This is a genomic window from Shimia aestuarii (assembly GCF_022814865.1).
In the GTDB taxonomy this organism is placed as follows: Bacteria; Pseudomonadota; Alphaproteobacteria; order Rhodobacterales; family Rhodobacteraceae; genus Shimia; species Shimia aestuarii_A.
The window spans coordinates 254,291-272,793 of sequence record NZ_JAKVRD010000002.1 but is presented as its reverse complement, the minus strand read 5'-3'; the positions used below and the strand labels follow the sequence as shown (position 1 = coordinate 272,793).

Below are 18,503 nucleotides of genomic sequence, written 5' to 3'. Positions count from 1 at the left end.
TGCCTTTGGCAGCGCCTCGCATCTGCGCCGCAAGGCGCTCATCCTGCGCGCGCCCTCGGGCGCGCTCCGCTTACCTCCCCCAACCGCCGCCGCCCGGTGTGGCCATGCCAAAGACGCTGCCCGCGGGCAGGTCGATCTCGGCATTGCCCGGCAAATCCTTGCGCGTTCCATCCGGCATCTCGGCCCAGTTCTCGCCCACGGCCCCGGCCCCACCGCCATCGCCGCCAAACGGTGGCACCCGGCGGTGCGAGGTCAGCGTCGTGACCGTCACCGGTACGAGGAAGCGCATGGTCCGAAGCGCGCCATTGCCGCCATCCCACTGCCCTTTTCCGCCGGACTCGGGTCGAATTCGGAAGGTTTCGAGCCGCACCGGAAAGCGTTTCTCGAGGATTTCCGGGTCGGTCATCCGCGTGTTGGTCATGTGGCTTTGCACCGCGTCGCAGCCCCGGAATCCCGGCCCTGCGCCTGTGCCGCCCGCAATGGTCTCGTAGTTCTGAAAGTCGTCATTGCCCCAGATGAAATTGTTCATCGTCGCCTGACTACACGCCATCACCCCAAGCGCCCCATAAAGCGCGTTACAAGTCGCCTGGCTGACCTCCGTGTTTCCCGCGATGACCGCCGCCGGATAGCCGGGGTTGAGCATCGACCCTTCCGGCACGGTGATCCGCAGCGGCTTGAGACAGCCCTCGTTGAGCGGGATCTCGGCCCCCACCATGGTGCGGAACACATAGAGCACCACTGCCCGACAGATCGACAGCGGCGCGTTATAGTTGCCCTCTTGCTGTGCGCTGGTCCCGGTGAAGTCGATCACCGCCTCGCGCGCGTCCCGGTCCACGGACACCCGCACCTCGATCCGCGCCCCATTGTCCATCTCGTAGGAAAACGCCCCGTCACCAAGCCGGTCCACAACACGGCGCACGGATTCTTCGGCATTGTCCTGCACATGGCCCATATAGGCCTGCACCACGTCGAGCCCGTATTGCCCCACCACCTTGAGCAGTTCGCGCCGCCCGGTCTCGTTCGCCGCCACCTGCGCCTTGAGGTCGGCCATATTCTGATCCGGGTTGCGCGCCGGATACCGACCGCTGGCCAGGACCTCGCGCGCCCGCGCTTCCTGAAAATGGCCCGCTTCGACGAGGCGCACATTGTCGATCAACACGCCCTCTTCCTCGATATGCTTGGAATCCGGCGGCCCAGATCCCGGCGTGCGCCCGCCGATATCCGCATGATGCCCGCGCGAGCCGAGCCAAAACACCACCTCGCCACCATGGAACACCGGCGTCACGACCGTCACATCCGGCAGATGCGTGCCACCGTTATAGGGCGAATTGAGCATGAAGGCGTCGCCCTCGGCCACGTCCGGGTTCTCGCGCATCACCGTGCGAATGGAATCCGACATAGAGCCAAGATGCACCGGCACATGCGGTGCATTGGCGACAAGATCGCCTGCCGTGTCGAAGATCGCACAAGAGAAATCAAGCCGTTCCTTGATGTTCACCGACCAGGACGTGTTGGCGAGTGTCGCGCCCATCTGGTCCGCAACCGACATGAAGAGGTTGTTGAACACTTCAAGCAGGACCGGATCAGCCTCGGTCCCCGCCGCCCTTGCGCGCGCCTTCTCCGTCACCCGTTCGAGAACGAGATTGCCAAAACCGTCCACCTCGGCGCGCCAGCCCGGCTCGATCATGTTGGTGCCGGTAGCCTCGGTGATAACCGCCGGGCCCTCGACTTTCACGCCGGTGCCAAGCGTCGCGCGATCATAAAGCGGCACATCGCGCCGCGCCTCTTCAAGGTGCACTGGAATATGCGCGATCGCGCGGCCATCGCCCGCATGATCGACGATGCCCGGTGCCTCGCCCGTTTCGCCAATCGCTTCGACCGAGAGCATCTCGACCATCAAACCGCGCTCGGGCGAGATAAAGCCGAACCGCTGTTGGTGCGCCGCCTCGAAGGCTGCGCGCATCTCCTCGGCGCTGCCGTGCGCCACTTCAAGCGCTTGGTGTGAGCCTTCATAGCGCAGATGCGCCCGGGCCTCGGTGCGGACCTCTCGGACGCCTTGGCTGCGCACCTCGTCTTCCGCCGCCGCAATAAGCTCCGCAAGGGCCGACAGGGCCGCCGCCTCGTCAGCGACAGGCGCATCGAACTGCACTTCCCGCATGGCACGAATTTCGGCAAGCCCCATACCATAGGCCGAAAGAACGCCCGCATGCGGATGTACGAACACCCGTGTCATGCCCAAGGCATCCGCCACGAGACAAGCATGCTGCCCGCCTGCACCGCCGAAACACTGGAGCGTATAGCGCGTGACGTCATGGCCGCGCTGCACGCTGATCTTCTTGATCGCGTTGGCCATGTTGTCGACCGCAATGCGCAGGAACCCCTCGGCGACCGCCTCGGGGCTTTGCGCCTCCTGCCCTGTCGCCTCGGCGATTTCTGCTGCCAGCGCTGCAAACTTCTCCCGCACGACCTCTGCGTCGAGCGGTTGATCCCCCTCGGGGCCAAAGACCTGCGGGAAGTGATCGGGGTTGAGCTTACCAAGCATGACATTGCAATCGGTCACTGTGAGCGGCCCGCCCCGGCGATAGCAAGCCGGCCCCGGATCGGCGCCCGCGCTTTCGGGGCCCACCTGATAACGGCCGTCGCGGAAGGAACAGATCGACCCGCCCCCGGCGGCGACCGTGTGAATATCCATCATCGGTGCGCGCATCCGCACGCCCGCGACTTCGGTCTCGAAACTGCGCTCGTATTCCCCGGCATAATGGCTGACATCCGTCGAGGTGCCGCCCATGTCAAAGCCGATAAGGCGGTCAAACCCCGCCGCCTCTGCCGTCTTGACCATCCCGACAATGCCGCCTGCTGGCCCCGACAGGATCGCATCGCGCCCGTGAAACAGGCTCGCATCCGTCAACCCGCCGTTGGATTGCATGAACAACAACCGCTCACAGGCCCGCCCCATATCGAGCGCCCCGGCAACCTGCTCGACATAGCGGCGCAGGATCGGCGACAGGTAGGCATCAACCACCGTGGTATCGCCGCGCCCCACGAGCTTCGCCAGCCGCGAGACCTCGGCACTGGCCGAGACCTGCGTAAATCCGATCTCGCGGGCGATTTCCGCCGCGCGCGCCTCGTGCACCGGGTTGAGATAGCCATGCAGCCCGGCAATCGCCACCGCGCGAATGCCGGCGTCAAACCCGGCCTGCATCTCTGCGCGCAGCGCCGCCTCGTCGAGCGGGCGCAACACCGCCCCCTCCGCATCGAGCCGCTCATCCATCTCCACGACCCGCTCATAAAGGAGGTCCGGGCGCTTGATCTCGAGATCAAAGAGCCTTGGCCGCGCCTGATACCCGATCTCGAGAAGATCGCGGAATCCCTTGGTGATGACCAAAAGAACGCGCTCGCCCTTGCGCTCAAGAAGCGCGTTGGTCGCCACGGTCGTGCCCATCTTCACCGCGCGGATACTGCCATCCGGGAAATCCTCGTCCACGCCCATGATCTCGCGGATGCCCTGCACGGCGGCGTCGCGATAGCGTTCGGGGTTCTCCGACAAGAGCTTGTGCGTCGCCACACCCCCATCAGGCCTGCGGGCGACGATATCCGTAAACGTGCCGCCCCGGTCGATCCAGAATTCCCAAGCCCCACTCATCGCGCCCTCCTGTCCTTCAAGGCCCTGACCCAACCCTTGAGACGAGGGATTGTCAACGGCCCTGCGACCACGCGCCTCCGTCGCTTCGCCCCGTAAATCCTTCCATGAATGCGCGATATTGAATATATGAACAAAATACACGGCACGCACAGACCGGAATCGGAGCCATCCATGACCCACAATGTCGGCAATCTCGACCGCCTCATCCGCCTGATCCTCGGCGCGGCGCTCATCATCCTGCCCTTCGCCTTTGAGGCTGCCTTGTGGCAAAACGATATGATAAAATATGGCCTCGCCCTCGTCGGCCTCGTCCTTGCGGGGACATCGGCCTTCAAGTTCTGCCCGCTCTACCGGGTGCTCGGCCTCTCGACCTGCCGCCGCTGACGCCCCTCACGATACCGAAGGACCGCCCCATGGACGCCAAGAAGATCACCGACCAAATCTCGGTCGCGCCGCAGATTACCGCCGAGGACGTGCGCACCATCGCCGCAAAGGGCTTTCGTGCCATCATCTGTAACCGCCCCGATGGCGAAGGCGCCGACCAACCCGCCTTTGACGAGATCGAGCGCGTCGCCCGCGAAGAAGGGCTGACCTGTCGCTACCTGCCTGTCGTCTCCGGCAAGGTCACCGACGCAGATGCCGCCGATTTCGGCACCGCCCTGATGGAGCTTCCCGGTCCTGTCCTCGCCTATTGCCGCACCGGCACGCGCTGCGCGACGCTCTGGTCGCTCTCCAAGGCCGCCGACACACCGACCGCCGACATCCTCGCCGCGACCAAATCCGCAGGCTATGACATGGCGGGCGTCGTGCGCCGCATCGTCAATGGCGGCAAGACCCCGACCGATACGGGCGATGCGTCCTATGATGTGGTGATCGTTGGCGGTGGCGCGGCGGGCATTGCCGTGGCCTCTTCGCTCAAGGCGCGCCGCTCGGGCCTCGAGATCGCCGTGATCGACCCGGCAGGCACGCATTACTACCAACCCGGCTGGACCATGGTCGGCGGCGGCATCTTCGACGCCGAAACCACCGCGAAGACCATGGGCTCTCTGATCCCCAAAGGGGTGCATTGGCTCAAATCCGCCGTCGCCGCGTTTGAACCCAAGGACAACGCCGTCGTCCTCGATGGCTGCCGCGTGGTGAAATACAAACGCCTCGTCGTCTGCCCGGGGCTGAAGCTCGACTGGGGCGCCGTCGAGGGCCTCGTCGAAACGCTCGGCAAGAACGGCGTGACCTCGAACTACCGCTATGACCTCGCCCCCTACACTTGGGAACTGGTGCGCGGCTTCAAAGGCGGGCGCGCCCTCTTTACCCAGCCGCCCATGCCGATCAAATGCGCCGGTGCCCCGCAAAAGGCGCTCTACCTCTCCGCCAACAACTGGGAGCGCATGGGCCGCCTCGGCTCTGTCGATGTGCAATTCATGAACGCAGGCGGCGTCCTCTTCGGGGTGAAGGACTACGTGCCCGCCCTCGAGAAATACATCGACCGCTACGGCGCGACGGTGAACTACTTCCACAACCTGACCGCCGTGGACGGGTCCGCCAAGACGGCGACCTTCACCATCAACCGCCCCGATGCCGAGCCGGAAACCCTCATGACCGAGTTCGACATGATGCACGTCACCCCGCCACAGACCGCGCCGGACTTCATCCGCGTCTCGCCCTTGGCCGATGCCGCGGGCTGGGTCGATGTGGATCAGGCGACACTGCGCCATGCAGAGTATGACAATATCTGGTCGCTCGGGGACGTGATGAACGCCCCCAACGCCAAGACCGCCGCCGCCGCGCGGATGCAGGCGCCGATCGTGGCCGAAAACCTCGTCGATGATATCGACGGAAAATCGCCCACCGCGATCTACAACGGCTACGGCTCCTGCCCGCTGACCGTCGAACGCGGCAAGATACTTCTAGCGGAATTCGGCTATGGTGGCGTGCTGCTGCCGACCCTGCCGAAGTGGATGATCGACGGCACCAAACCGACCCGCGCCGCTTGGATCCTCAAGGAACAGATCCTGCCGCCCGTCTATTGGAAGGCGATGTTGCGCGGCAAGGAATGGATGGCCAAACCCGAAAAGATCTCGGCAAGCTGACCGACCACTTCCCACGCGATTTCGAAACCTCGTCTCCAAGGGCTTTCGAAGGCCCTTGGCTCTTCACCTTTCGTTAACCGCGCACGCCCCGTTCACCATCGTGCGCCCCGTTCACACCTGCGATTTTCGCGCGGGGCACCTACGCAATACCGACGTGATACCGACGCGATACCGACCCGCGTTTTCGCCATTAACCACAGTGCGCTACACCTTGTTTGGCCCGATTCGTGCGGATTTCCGGCAACCCTCCGGCACAGTGGGGTAATACCCCCTTCACTTATTCACCAGTTTGAATATATGAAGTGGGATACGCGAAAGGACCAAGAGATGCGCCTGCCCAGACCGACCCGTGCCACGCTCGAGCGCAACCTGCCGATCCTGCAATGGGGCAAGAGCTACGACCGCGACACGCTGACTTCCGATCTCGTGGCCGCCGTCATCGTCACGATCATGCTCATTCCGCAGTCCCTCGCCTACGCCCTCCTCGCCGGCCTCCCGCCCGAGATGGGCCTCTATGCCTCGATCCTGCCGCTCGTCGCCTACGCCGTCTTCGGCACGTCCCGCGCGCTGGCCGTCGGGCCGGTCGCCGTGGTCTCCCTGATGACCGCCGCCGCCGTCGGCAACCTCGCCCTCCAAGGCACCGCCGAATACGCCGCCGCCGCCATCACGCTGGCCTTTATCTCCGGCCTGATGCTCACACTCATGGGGGTCTTTCGCCTTGGTTTCATTGCGAATTTCCTCTCGCACCCGGTGATCGCCGGGTTCATCACGGCCTCTGGTGTCCTCATCGCCACGTCCCAGTTGAAGCACCTCCTCGGTGTCGATGCGCATGGCCACAACCTACCAACTCTGCTTGGCTCGATCCTTGCCCACCTGCCGGAAACCAACCTCATCACGCTGGTGATCGGCATCATGGCGACGGGCTTCCTGTTCTGGGTGCGCAAGGGGCTCAAGCCGCTCCTGCTCGACGCTGGCCTCAAGCCCCGCATGGCCGATATCCTCGCCAAGGCAGGCCCCGTTGGCGCCGTCGCCGTGACAACCCTCGTCACATGGCTCTTTGGCCTCCAAAACCACGGCGTCCGCATCGTTGGCGAGGTGCCGATGGGCCTGCCGCCGCTTTCCCTGCCGAGCTTTTCCGGCGAAATCTGGTCCTCCCTTTTCGTCTCCGCGCTGCTGATCTCGATCATCGGCTTTGTCGAATCCGTCTCCGTCGCACAAACGCTCGCCGCCAAGAAGCGCCAGCGCATCATCCCCGATCAGGAACTCGTCGGCCTCGGCACCGCCAACATTGCCGCAGCAATTTCAGGGGGTTATCCGGTGACAGGCGGTTTTGCCCGCTCGGTCGTGAACTTCGACGCCGGGGCCGAAACCCCCGCCGCCGGAGCCTTTACCGCTGTCGGCATCGCGCTAGCCGCGCTTCTGCTGACGCCGCTTCTCTTCTTCCTGCCCAAGGCCACCCTCGCCGCCACGATCATCGTCGCCGTCCTGAGCCTCGTCGACTTCTCGATCCTCAAGCGCACCTGGCACTATTCGCGCGTCGACTTCTCCGCCGTCGCCGCCACGATCCTTCTGACCCTCGGCTTCGGCGTCGAGGTCGGGGTGTCCGCAGGTGTGCTGATCTCCATCGGCCTCTTTCTCTACAAGACCTCCCGCCCCCACGTGGCCGAAGTCGGCCTCGTCCCCGGCACCCAGCATTTCCGCAACATCCTGCGCCACGACGTGCAGACCGACCCATCGCTTGTGACCCTGCGCATCGACGAAAGCCTCTATTTCGCCAATGCCCGTTATCTCGAGGATTACCTCTATGACCGGGTCGTCGGAGACAACGACATACGCCATGTGGTTCTGATGTGCTCCGCCGTGAACGAGATCGACATGAGCGCTCTTGAAAGCCTCGAAGAAGCCAACCGCCGCTTGCACGAAATCGGCATCACGCTGCACCTCTCCGAGGTCAAAGGCCCGGTCATGGATCGCCTCCAGCGCAGCCATTTCATCAATGATCTGACGGGCCGGGTCTTCCTTTCGCAATATGATGCAATGGTGGCCCTGACCCCGAACGAAAACGCCGCCTGATCCGAGCTTTACCCGGCGTTGCACGGGCCCTGACCAATCTTGCCAAGCCCCGCATGGCATGACACCCTGACGGCGATCCGAACAGGGGACACCATGCTTTCCGACACCATTCATCAGCTCCCCCAAACGCTCGAGACGCGCAATGGGGGCATGCCGCTCGATCTCGACTGGGTGCGCCGTGCGCAGGCCAATACCTCCGCCATCGAGCGCCGCGTCGCGACCCTGCCGGGCCGCCGCTCGGTCAAGAAAGAGTATCAGGCCGCATGGCTCTGCAAGGCGATAAGCTGCATCGACCTCACAACTCTGTCCGGGGATGACACACCCGGGCGCGTCGCGCGCCTATCTGCCAAGGCCCGCCAACCCGTGCGCCCCGACCTCCTCGCCGCGCTCGGCATGGAAGGGCTCACCGTCGGCGCGGTCTGTGTCTATCACGAGATGATCGCCCCGGCCGTCGCCGCGCTGCATGGCTCTGGCATCCCAGTTGCCGCCGTTTCGACAGGGTTTCCCGCCGGGCTTTCTCCCTTCAACCTCCGCCTTTCCGAGATCGAGGCCAGCGTCGAGGCCGGCGCCGCCGAGATCGACATCGTTATCTCTCGCCGCCATGTCCTCACCGGCGACTGGCAGGCGCTTTATGACGAGATGTGCGCCTTCCGCGCGGCCTGTGGCGATGCCCATGTGAAGGCCATCCTCGCCACGGGCGAGCTTGGCTCCCTGCGCAACGTCGCGCGCGCCTCGCTGGTCTGCATGATGGCCGGGGCGGATTTCATCAAGACCTCGACCGGCAAGGAAAGCGTCAACGCGACGCTGCCCGTCTCGCTCGTGATGATCCGCGCCATCCGCGACTACTACGAACACACCGGGCACCGCGTTGGCTACAAACCGGCAGGCGGGATATCCAAGGCTAAGGACGCACTCATCTACCTGTCGCTCATCAAGGAAGAGCTGGGCCACCGCTGGCTTCAGCCGGACCTGTTCCGCTTCGGCGCGTCCTCGCTTCTCGGCGACATCGAACGCCAACTCGAACACCACGTCACCGGCCACTACTCGGCCAGCTATCGCCACCCGATAGGGTAACGGCGACCGGAGACAAGACCATGACCGTCAAAGATATTTTCCAATCCATGGACTACGGCCCGGCCCCCGAAAGCGCGGGCGATGCTCTGGCCTGGGTCGTCGATCAGGGCGCGCGGTTTGGCCATTTCATCAATGGCGGCTGGACCGAGCCAAAAGACGATTTCCCCTCCCTCAACCCCGCCAATGGCGAAACGCTGGCCAAACTCTCGCAAGCGACGGCAGAGGACGTGGACGCCGCCGTCACCGCCGCCCGTAAGGCACAGCGCAAATGGGCGGGACTCGGAGGTCACGGGCGCGCGCGGCACCTCTACGCCATCGCCCGTCTCTTGCAGAAACATGCCCGTCTCTTTGCCGTTCTGGAGACCCTCGACAACGGCAAACCAATCCGCGAGAGCCGTGACATCGACGTGCCGCTTGCCCAACGTCACTTCTACTATCACGCGGGCATGGCCGAGCTGATGGAGAGCGAATTGCCCGGGCGCGAGGCACTTGGCGTTTGTGGTCAGATCATCCCGTGGAACTTCCCGCTCCTGATGCTCGCGTGGAAGATCGCCCCGGCTCTCGCAATGGGCAACACGGTCGTCTTGAAACCAGCCGAGCAAACCTCCCTGACCGCGCTTCTCTTTGCCGATATCTGCCAACAGGCGGGCCTTCCCGCCGGCGTTGTCAATATCGTCACCGGCGATGGCGTGGTGGGCGAAAGGATCGTCACACATGACGGGATCGACAAGATCGCCTTCACAGGGTCGACCGAGGTTGGCCGCAAAATCCGCGCCGCGACCGCCGGATCCGGCAAGGCGCTCACGCTCGAGCTTGGCGGCAAATCCCCTTTCATCGTCTTTGACGACGCTGATATCGACTCGGCCATCGAGGGGCTTGTCGATGCGATCTGGTTCAATCAGGGCGAGGTCTGCTGCGCCGGGTCTCGCCTTCTCGTGCAAGAAGGCATCGCGGACCGCTTTCATCGCAAGCTCAAAGCCCGCATGGACCGCCTGCGCCTCGGCAACCCGCTCGACAAATGCATCGACGTCGGCGCGGTGATCGACGCGACGCAACTGGCGAAAGTGACCGAACTTGTCGCGGGGTGTCGCGAAGGCGAGACCTACCGCGCCGAGGTCGAGATGCCGGTCGAGGGGCATTTCTACCCGCCGACCCTCATCACCGGCCTCTCCCCCTCCTCGCCGCTCATGCAGGAAGAGATTTTTGGCCCGGTCCTCGTCTCCGCGACCTTCCGAACGCCTGCTGAAGCCGTCGCGCTTGCCAACAATACCCGCTATGGCCTTGCCGCGTCTGTCTGGAGCGAGAATATCAACCTCGCGCTCGGAGTCGCGCCGCAACTGGCCGCCGGGGTGGTCTGGATCAACGGGAGCAACATGTTCGACGCCGCCGCCGGGTTCGGCGGTGTGCGCGAGAGCGGTTATGGCCGTGAAGGCGGCTGGGAGGGGCTTTCGGCCTATACACGACCCATTGGCAAGACCACCAAGCCTTTGGCCCCGGTCGAAGGGTTCAAGGGCAAGGGTGCACCGGAGGATGCGCTCGACCGCACGACGAAGCTCTACATTGGTGGCAAGCAGGCGCGGCCCGATGGCGGCTATTCCCGTGCCGTCTATGGCCGCAATGGCAATCTCTTGGGCCAAGCACCGCTTGCCAACCGCAAGGATCTGCGCAACGCGGTCGAAGCGGCGCGCGGCGCCAAGGCCTGGTCCAGCATGTCCGGCCATCAGCGCGCGCAAGTGCTCTACTATATCGCCGAAAACCTCTCGGCCCGGGAAAGCGAATTCGCGCATCGTATCAATGCCATGACAGGCGGGCGTTCTGGCGGCAAAGAGGTCGAAACCGCGATCCGCCGGCTCTTTACGGCCGCTGCATGGGCCGACAAATACGACGGGCAGGTGCATGGCGTCCCGATCCGCGGTGTCGCGCTCGCCCAAAAGGAACCAACGGGCGTCATCGCCGCGCTCTGCCCTGACGAGGCGCCGCTTCTCGGCCTCGTCTCGGTCATGGCCCCCGCCATCGCCATGGGCAACCGTATCATCCTCGCTGCGTCCGAGCCGTTCCCTCTTGCCGCGACGGATTTCTATCAGGTGCTGGAGACCTCGGACGTGCCGGGCGGTGTCGTGAACATCCTCACAGGCGCACACAAAGACCTTGCCACGCCGATGGCCGGGCATCTTGATATCGACGCTGTGTGGTCCTTCTCGTCCTGCGACCTCTCCGCCGAGATCGAGCGCGAAAGCTCGGGCAACCTCAAGCGCACATGGGTCAACAATGCCAAAGCGCGGGACTGGTCCGAGGATCACACGCGCGCGTTCCTCGAGGCCGCGACCGAGGTCAAGAACATCTGGATCCCCTACGGCGAATGAGCGGGATCAAAGGCCTTCGGGCTTGCCCGCAACGACGAATTGCAGCCCTTCCGGGTCGAGCAGTTCGCGCGCGACGCGGTTCACATCCTCACGCGTCACCGCGTTGACTTTGTCGTTGCGCGTCTTGATGTAATCGATGGGCAAATCATCTAGCTGCATGCCCACCATGATCCGCGCGATCGCACCATTGCCGTCAAACCGAAGCGGATAAGCCCCGGTTAGCAGGGCCTTGGCCTTATCGAGCTCATCCTGCGTCACACCATCTTCGACCAGACGCTCCCACTCGGCCCGGATCACGGAAATCGCCTCGGCGATACGGTCATTGGCCGAGGCCACGCTCCCGAGATAGAGCGCCGCGTGGTCTTTCGGGACAAGGTAGGAATAGACACCATAGGTCAGGCCACGTTTCTCGCGCACCTCGGTCATCAGACGGCTTTCGAACCCGCCCCCGCCGAGGATCACGTTCATGACATAGGCCGCAAAGAAGTCCTCGTCGTCGCGCTCAAGCCCCTTCTGGCCGAAATGGGCGACAGATTGTGGCGTATCGAACTCCACGACCTCGACACCGCCCTCAAGGCGCAGTTCCGCAGGCCCCGGCATGGGCGCGCCCGTCTCGGGCAGGTCGCCGAGCAACGTATCAAGTAAGACGCCAAGGTCTTCAGCGGTGATATCACCCACCGCAGAGACATAGAGGCGGTCACGTGCAAGAACCGCCTTGTGCGCCGCGACGAGATCATCGCGCGTCAGGGCAGACACGCTCTCCAAACTGCCTTCATAGGGCGTCCCATAAGGATGATCGCCAAAGGCCATCGCCTTGAAGGCCCGGCCTGCAATGGCGTTCGGGTCTTTCATATCGCTGCGCAACCCCGAAAGCACCTGCCCGCGCACGCGCTCAACCGCCTGCTCAGGAAAGGTGGGGTCCACAAGCGACAGACGTAGAAGATCAACCGCCTTGTCCCGGTTCTCGGTGAGGAACCGCGCGGATACGGATACAGCATCATCGCCCGCAGTATAGCTAAAGCTCGCGGCCAAAGATTCCGCTGCGCGCGCAAAACCGCGCGCGTCGAGCTCGCCCGCGCCTTCTTCGAGAAGACCCATCATCAGGTTCGTCGCACCGCGCTTGCCGGGTGCATCCAATGACGCCCCGCCCTTAAAGCGCAGTTCAAGCGCGACAAAGGGAATCGAAGGTTCCTCGACAAGCCAAGCCTTGATCCCGCCCGGCGATGTCACTTCCTTGATGTCGACCTCTGCGCGCAACGGAAGCGCCACAAAGAACAGGACACACGTCAGAACCACACGAATCATTGGTTCACCTCCATCGCAGCTTGCGGCGCACGCAACCAGCCAGTCACCGAGTTATCGAGGGCAAAGACCATTTCCGCGGCTTGCAGGATGTCTTCCTCTGTCACCGCTTCAAGAATTTCCGGCCACGCCTTCACATCGGCAATCGTCAGGCCCGAGGTGAGCGCCCGGCCATAGCGGTTGGCAATGCTCTCCACGTCATCGCGGGCATAGATCTGCGATGCCCGCAATTGCATCTTGATCCGGTCAAGCTGTTCGGGGTCGACCCCCGTCTCCATGAAGTCACGAAGCGTGCGATCCATCGCCTCTTCTGCTTCATCAAGACCGATACCATCCTTCGGAACAACGATGAGGTCGAATGTCGTATCGTCAAGTGACGTGCCGCCATACCAAGCACCGGTATAGACCGCGAGCTGTTCGTCAAATTGAAGCTTCTCTGCAAAAAACGACGTCGTGCCGCCGCCAAGGATTTCGGCAAGGATTGTCAGCGCCGCGGCCGTCTCCTGCGCGCCGGGATCACGCTCTGGCGCTAGGTAAGAGCGGCGCACATAGTCTTGTGCCACACGCGGGTCTTCAAAGACCATCCGCCGGGCGGCGGTTTGCGGTGGTTCAACGGGGCGCACCCGCTCTCCAAGGTCGGGGTTCGGCGGTAGGACGCCATAGTACGTCTTGGCCAGCGCATGAACCTCGTCCGGGTCAACATCGCCTGCCACGACGAGAATCGCGTTATTGGGTGCGTAGAACTTCTCGTAGTAAGCAAGGGCATCCTCGAGCGAGAGGGTCTCCATCTCATGACGCCAGCCGATGATCGGCACGCCATAGCGATGATTTAGATACTGCGCCGCGTCGAGCTGTTCTCTCATGAGGGCGGCAGGGCTATTTTCGACCCGTTGATTGCGCTCTTCGATAATCACCTCACGCTCGGTCAGAATATCCTCTTCGTCCAGTTGGAGGTTGACCATCCGGTCGCTCTCCATCTTCATCATGAGCTCAAGCCGATCAGCGGCGATCCGTTGGAAATAGGCAGTGTAGTCATAGCTCGTAAACGCGTTGTCGCGCCCGCCATTTGCGGCAACCGTGGCCGAAAACTCGCCTGGTTCAAGCGTCTCTGTTCCTTTGAAGAGAAGGTGCTCGAGGAAATGCGCCACGCCGGAGACGCCCGGCGTTTCATCCGCCGCCCCGGCCCGATACCAGACCATGTGCATCACAACCGGCGCGCGGTGATCTTCAATCACGACAACCTGCATACCGTTCTCAAGGCGGAAATCGGTGACCTGTTCTTCCGCACGAAGAGGCAATGCAGCCATGGCGCACGCCGCGACGCCGGCGAGAAAACGCATCATTCGATGTCTCCCTGTAACGAGTAGTCTTGGCAGATAGTTACGCTCCCCCTCCGAAGCTTCAAGGGGGGCTCACGATCTTGTCACGATGTCAGGCGAAGTTACTGACGCGGCGGAGCCGCTGGGGTGGTCGCACCACCACGACGCCAGCGATACTGCTCTTGGTATTGGTCGAGCTGGTAGCGGTCATAGACATCATTGTAGCGGTCTTGCTTGACGATCTTGATATTCGCAAAGCGGCCACGGCGCTTGCGGAACTCCTCATCCTCAGAGGCAAGCGTGCCGCGAATGTCTTCGGTGCGCCCGTTGCGGCCAGTGTAGTTGACCAGCGCCGAATCCGAGCGCGCGATCGTATCGCTATGGACCGCGTTGCGACGTCCGCCAAGCGCAGCCACCGCATCCCCCTTCGGATCCACGTCCGTCAGGTTTTTGCCACCCGGAGTTGGCTCGGGGAGCGAAGTATAGCTTTTCGGCTCACTGAGCGGTTTGGCAGGTAGAATACGGAACTCGTCAGGGCCATCGCCGTTCGAACTCAGGACGCGGACGCCGTCGTCGCTGCTGCACGCGGCGAGCGCCAAAACACATCCGATCATCGCTACACGCATGATGCGCATCGTCTTACTCCTGCTTCTTCGCCCCGCTTTTAGCCCATCCAGGCCGCGAGGTCACGAGGGCTTTTTTGTACCACCAAGGATCACGAGACCGAAAGCCCCCATGAAGATCCAAACATCGGCGAGATTGAAAGCGAATGGATTGTTGATCCCACAACAAGACATGTTGAGGAAATCCGCCACCGCACCATAGAGCAGACGGTCCACAACATTGGCCAACGCGCCTCCAACAAGCAACCCTGCCGCGACTAGCCCGCCGCGCCCCGGCGGATCTCGTCGCACCCAGCCAAGCACAAAGGCCACCACGGCGAGCGCGATAGCGATCAGAAGCCAGCGTGCCGCCTCCGAACCACTTGCAAACAGTCCAAAATTCACCCCTTCGTTCCATCCCATGACGAAACGCAGGTAAGGAGGCGCGACTTCGATCACGTGAATGTCGCGCAGGTTCAGGTAGTGAACCACGAGATACTTGCTCGCCTGATCCGTGATGAAGGCCCAAAACCCGGCCCAAAACACAAGACGCATCCCTGCCCCTCCTTGTCTGCGATTTCGCCAAGGTCTTGTTCTTTCAAGACATTGGCGATTGATACTGCCCTGCATCGCGCAGACCGAACGCGGGGCTTTCTATGGCTCCGCCTTAGTGGCGGAAGTGGCGCATTCCAGTGAACACCATGGCAAGGCCCGCCTCGTTGGCGGCCTTGATGACCTCATCGTCGCGCATCGAGCCGCCCGGTTGAATCACGCATTTGCCGCCCGCAGCCGCAGCTTCGAGAAGACCATCCGCGAAAGGGAAGAACGCATCCGACGCCACGGCCGACCCCTTGGCCGGGCTTTCGTCCATGCCAAGCTCGGCAGCCATCCGCTCTGCCTTGGCGGCGGCGACATTGGCACTGTCGAGGCGGCTCATCTGGCCCGCGCCGACGCCCACGGTCGCACCGTCCTTGACGTAAACGATGGCGTTGGACTTCACGTGCTTGGCGACTTTCCAGGCAAAGAGAAGATCGGCCATTTCCTGCTCACTCGGGGCTTTTTCCGTCACCACCTTGAGATCATCCATGCCGACATAACCGACATCCTTGTCCTGCACGAGAAGACCGCCTGCGACCTGTTTATAAGCCGTGATCGGTTTGCGCGGATCGGGAAGACCATCGGTCAGCAGGAGGCGCAGGTTCTTCTTGCCCGAGAAGATCTCTTTGGCGTCTTCCGACGCACCCGGTGCGATGACGACCTCGGTAAAGATCTCAACGATCTTCTTCGCGGTCTCTGCATCAAGCGGTTGGTTCAGCGCGACAATCCCGCCAAAGGCCGAGGTGCGGTCGCAATCAAAGGCCTTCTGGTAGGCTTCGGTCAGCGTCGCACCAACCGCAACGCCACAGGGGTTCGCGTGCTTGATGATCGCACAGGCCGGGCCATTGGCCGGATCAAACTCCGCCACCAGCTCAAACGCCGCATCGGTATCGTTGATGTTGTTGTAGCTGAGTTCTTTGCCTTGAAGCTGAACCGCTGTGGCCACCCCCGGACGGTTCGATCCATCCGTGTAGAACGCCGCTTTCTGATGGCTGTTCTCGCCATAGCGCAGGGTCTGTTTGACCTCACCGGCAAAGGCGCGTCGGCGCGGTGCTTCAAGCGCGAGTTGTTCAGCCATCCATGTCGACACAGCCGCGTCATATGCCCCGGTGCGCGCATAGGCGATCTGTGCCAGGCGCTGACGGAACCCATAAGAGGTCTGACCGTCATTGGCTTCAAGTTCCGAGAGAAGTTCGTCGTAATCCTCAACATCGACCACCACATTGACGAAGCCGTGGTTCTTCGCCGCCGCGCGGATCATGGCCGGGCCGCCAATGTCAATGTTCTCGATGCAGGTGTCATAATCCGCGCCTTTGGCGACGGTTTCCTCGAACGGGTAGAGGTTCACCACAAGAAGGTCGATGGCGCCGATACCGTGCGCGTCCATGGCCGCCACGTGCGCGTCGTTGTCCCGCAGGGCCAGAAGCCCTCCATGCACCTTCGGGTGCAGCGTCTTCACGCGACCGTCCATCATCTCTGGAAAGCCGGTCACGTCTGACACATCCTTCACCACCAGACCCGCGTCACGCATCGCCTTGGCGCTGCCGCCGGTCGAGAGCAGTTCAACGCCGCGCGCGGCCAGCGCGGTGGCAAGCTCGATCAGGCCGGTCTTGTCGGAAACAGAAAGGAGGGCACGGCGGACGGGGTGCAGGTCGGTCATATTTTTCGGGGTCCCTATGGGGTCAGTTTGTCAAATCCAGCTCATCACGGTTCAAATCGCGAATGGCCACCGCAGAATCCTGCGCCTTGGCCAGCGACCACCGGATGCGGGTCGCATACTCCATTGCGACGCCGGATAGAACGATTTGTTTTGTCGCGCGGGGCTTGAGACGTGTTTTTTCGAGGTAAACACTCGGTTCGAGGGTCAGATTCGCCGCCGCATCGTGCCGGAAGACCCATATCTCGCCACTCTTGAGAGCGATCGACACCGCCGCGCCGCCCATGTCGATGGTGGAATCCGTCTCGGGGTGCAGGTGAAATCGAATTTGGTAGGGGATTCCCTGAAGGCTGTGGGCGTCGAGCGCGTTGTCGAAGGCGCGCTTGGCATCATCTTCAAGCGCCACAAGCAAATCCTCTCCCACCATGCCGCGCCCCTCAAAGGCAAGTTCGAGCGTCCGCGCATGAGTGAGGCCATGGGTGGCAAGGAATCCATTGTGCCCACCTTGAAACCGAATGCCGTCCGGTGCCTGACTCAACTGGATCGGCACATCGGTCGGTGCGTCGACAAGTTGCTCTTCACGCCAACCGCCACGCCCGCCATGACCAAGCCGCGCGCTTGAGAACCCATCGAGCGAGAGCGCCGAATGCGACGGCGTGGCCCGGCCGGCCCGTCGCCATTCTGCACCGAAACTCGCGCCAGACCCACAGTTGACAATGACGGGCCGTCGCCCGCTCGTCATCTCGAAAGCCAGTGTCGAGGCATGGGCATTGACCGATGCCGGGCCCTTCGGCGGTACGCTCGCGTCTATGATGATACTGGTGCGGCCCGAGGACAGGCGGGCAAATCCCATGGCAAGCCCGTCATTCTGACGCGTGCGGATCTTGCTCTCGGCCAAAGCATGGTCAAGCCGCCCTTCAAGCCCCCGGCCGCCCCCATGAAATCGCGCCAGGCCGCCATCAGTGTGGCGCAGGGTACGCAGTGTTGGGGCGATCCGCTCAATGGCACCAACATGCGCCGGGCCGGGCGTGTGCCCCGCCTCGGTCAACGCCGCTGCCGCCCATGTCAGAAGCGTAAAGACCTCAAGAAGCTCTTCTGGATTGCGGGTTGGAATACCGCCCTCATCGTTGACCTGCTGCGCGCATTCGCGTTCCAGCCCGCGACAGGCAGGCGCGACATGTTCTTCCATCCCTTCGAGCGCCAACCCGGCATAGATCATCCCGGTCAATGCCTCGAACCGTGGCAGACCAGCTTGGGTCTTATGCCAGCGTCGGGAAAGGAAAATCGTCTGCTGCCCAAGCGAGCGATAGAAGGACTCCGAGGCGTCCCGTTCCTGCCCACGCAACAGCAAGAGAGCATGGTTGATCCAGCGGATGAGCCGCCGCCCGGTCAGGTCTGGCGTCCACCCTGGTCCAGCGCCACGCCCATATTGGTCGATCCAGAGCCAAACCCACTCCTGCGCGGCCTTGCGCGCTGGCGCGTCACCAACCGCCGCGAGATCGTCAAGCCAGGCACAGCCATGCACATCCTGCCAAAACACCGGATCATTGATCTCGACTTCCCAGATCGGCGTGCCGGGCGTCGTGGCGAGATGGCCTGCAAACTGATAATTTCCGGCCGAAAGCTGCCGCCCTTTCGCGAAACTGCCGATGGTGCGCGGTTCAGGCATGGAGGTAAAGCCGGTCGCCGGACGTGCACGCGCACTGATTCGCGCATGCACACGGTGCATGAAACGCGTCCACCGCGCCGAATACCCGTCGGGATTGCTCATCCTTGTCTGCCTCTG

The 18,503-nt window shown here is 62.8% G+C and carries 12 protein-coding genes; 5 read left to right on the top strand and 7 right to left on the bottom strand.

All coding sequences use genetic code 11. The features are described from left to right. Nucleotides 1-70 precede the first annotated feature (70 nt). Nucleotides 71-3,643, bottom strand: a complete 3,573-nt coding sequence (locus MK745_RS03430) for a hydantoinase B/oxoprolinase family protein (protein WP_243611864.1) — start codon at nucleotides 3,641-3,643, stop codon at nucleotides 71-73. Nucleotides 3,644-3,814: 171 nt separating this feature from the next. On the opposite strand from MK745_RS03430, the gene MK745_RS03425 reads away from it, so the two are divergent. The 5 genes from MK745_RS03425 (at nucleotide 3,815) to MK745_RS03405 (ending at nucleotide 11,240) form a co-directional block, all read left to right on the top strand. Continuing rightward, entirely contained in the window at nucleotides 3,815-4,027 is a 213-nt protein-coding gene (locus MK745_RS03425) for a YgaP family membrane protein (RefSeq protein WP_243611863.1), read from the top strand. A 29-nt stretch (nucleotides 4,028-4,056) separates the two neighbouring features. Further along, a complete protein-coding gene (locus MK745_RS03420; RefSeq protein ID WP_243611862.1) occupies nucleotides 4,057-5,730 on the top strand; it encodes a bifunctional protein tyrosine phosphatase family protein/NAD(P)/FAD-dependent oxidoreductase in 1,674 nt (557 codons plus the stop codon). A 327-nt stretch (nucleotides 5,731-6,057) separates the two neighbouring features. Beyond that, nucleotides 6,058-7,803 carry a SulP family inorganic anion transporter gene (locus MK745_RS03415; protein ID WP_243611861.1) on the top strand — a complete coding sequence of 582 codons (1,746 nt, stop codon included), beginning with the start codon at nucleotides 6,058-6,060 and terminating at the stop codon, nucleotides 7,801-7,803. 93 nt (nucleotides 7,804-7,896) lie between these two features. Continuing rightward, complete coding sequence (gene deoC, locus MK745_RS03410; protein WP_243611860.1) at nucleotides 7,897-8,877, top strand: deoxyribose-phosphate aldolase; 981 nt, start codon at nucleotides 7,897-7,899, stop codon at nucleotides 8,875-8,877. A gap of 20 nt (nucleotides 8,878-8,897) precedes the next feature. After that, a complete protein-coding gene (locus tag MK745_RS03405; RefSeq protein ID WP_243611859.1) occupies nucleotides 8,898-11,240 on the top strand; it encodes an aldehyde dehydrogenase family protein in 2,343 nt (780 codons plus the stop codon). Nucleotides 11,241-11,246: 6 nt separating this feature from the next. Here MK745_RS03405 and MK745_RS03400 read toward each other — a convergent pair whose 3' ends face one another. From MK745_RS03400 to MK745_RS03375, 6 genes are all read right to left on the bottom strand, one after another. After that, nucleotides 11,247-12,545: a M16 family metallopeptidase gene (locus MK745_RS03400; RefSeq protein ID WP_243611858.1), complete on the bottom strand. Its 1,299-nt coding sequence runs from the start codon at nucleotides 12,543-12,545 to the stop codon at nucleotides 11,247-11,249. Beyond that, entirely contained in the window at nucleotides 12,542-13,885 is a 1,344-nt protein-coding gene (locus MK745_RS03395) for a M16 family metallopeptidase (protein WP_243611857.1), read from the bottom strand. Before MK745_RS03395 ends, MK745_RS03400 begins: the two co-directional genes overlap by 4 nt. Nucleotides 13,886-13,983: 98 nt before the next feature. Beyond that, nucleotides 13,984-14,496, bottom strand: coding sequence for a DUF3035 domain-containing protein (locus MK745_RS03390; protein ID WP_243611856.1), 513 nt, complete (start codon nucleotides 14,494-14,496; stop codon nucleotides 13,984-13,986). Nucleotides 14,497-14,547: 51 nt separating this feature from the next. Beyond that, complete coding sequence (lspA, locus tag MK745_RS03385) at nucleotides 14,548-15,018, bottom strand: signal peptidase II (protein ID WP_243611855.1); 471 nt, start codon at nucleotides 15,016-15,018, stop codon at nucleotides 14,548-14,550. Between the two features lie 112 nt (nucleotides 15,019-15,130). Continuing rightward, nucleotides 15,131-16,720 (bottom strand): bifunctional phosphoribosylaminoimidazolecarboxamide formyltransferase/IMP cyclohydrolase, encoded by a 1,590-nt coding sequence (gene purH / locus MK745_RS03380; RefSeq protein ID WP_243611854.1) that lies wholly within the window; start codon nucleotides 16,718-16,720, stop codon nucleotides 15,131-15,133. A 22-nt stretch (nucleotides 16,721-16,742) separates the two neighbouring features. Then, on the bottom strand, nucleotides 16,743-18,488 hold the full coding sequence (locus tag MK745_RS03375; RefSeq protein WP_243611853.1) for a heparinase II/III family protein: 1,746 nt from the start codon (nucleotides 18,486-18,488) through the stop codon (nucleotides 16,743-16,745). Nucleotides 18,489-18,503 lie beyond the last annotated feature (15 nt).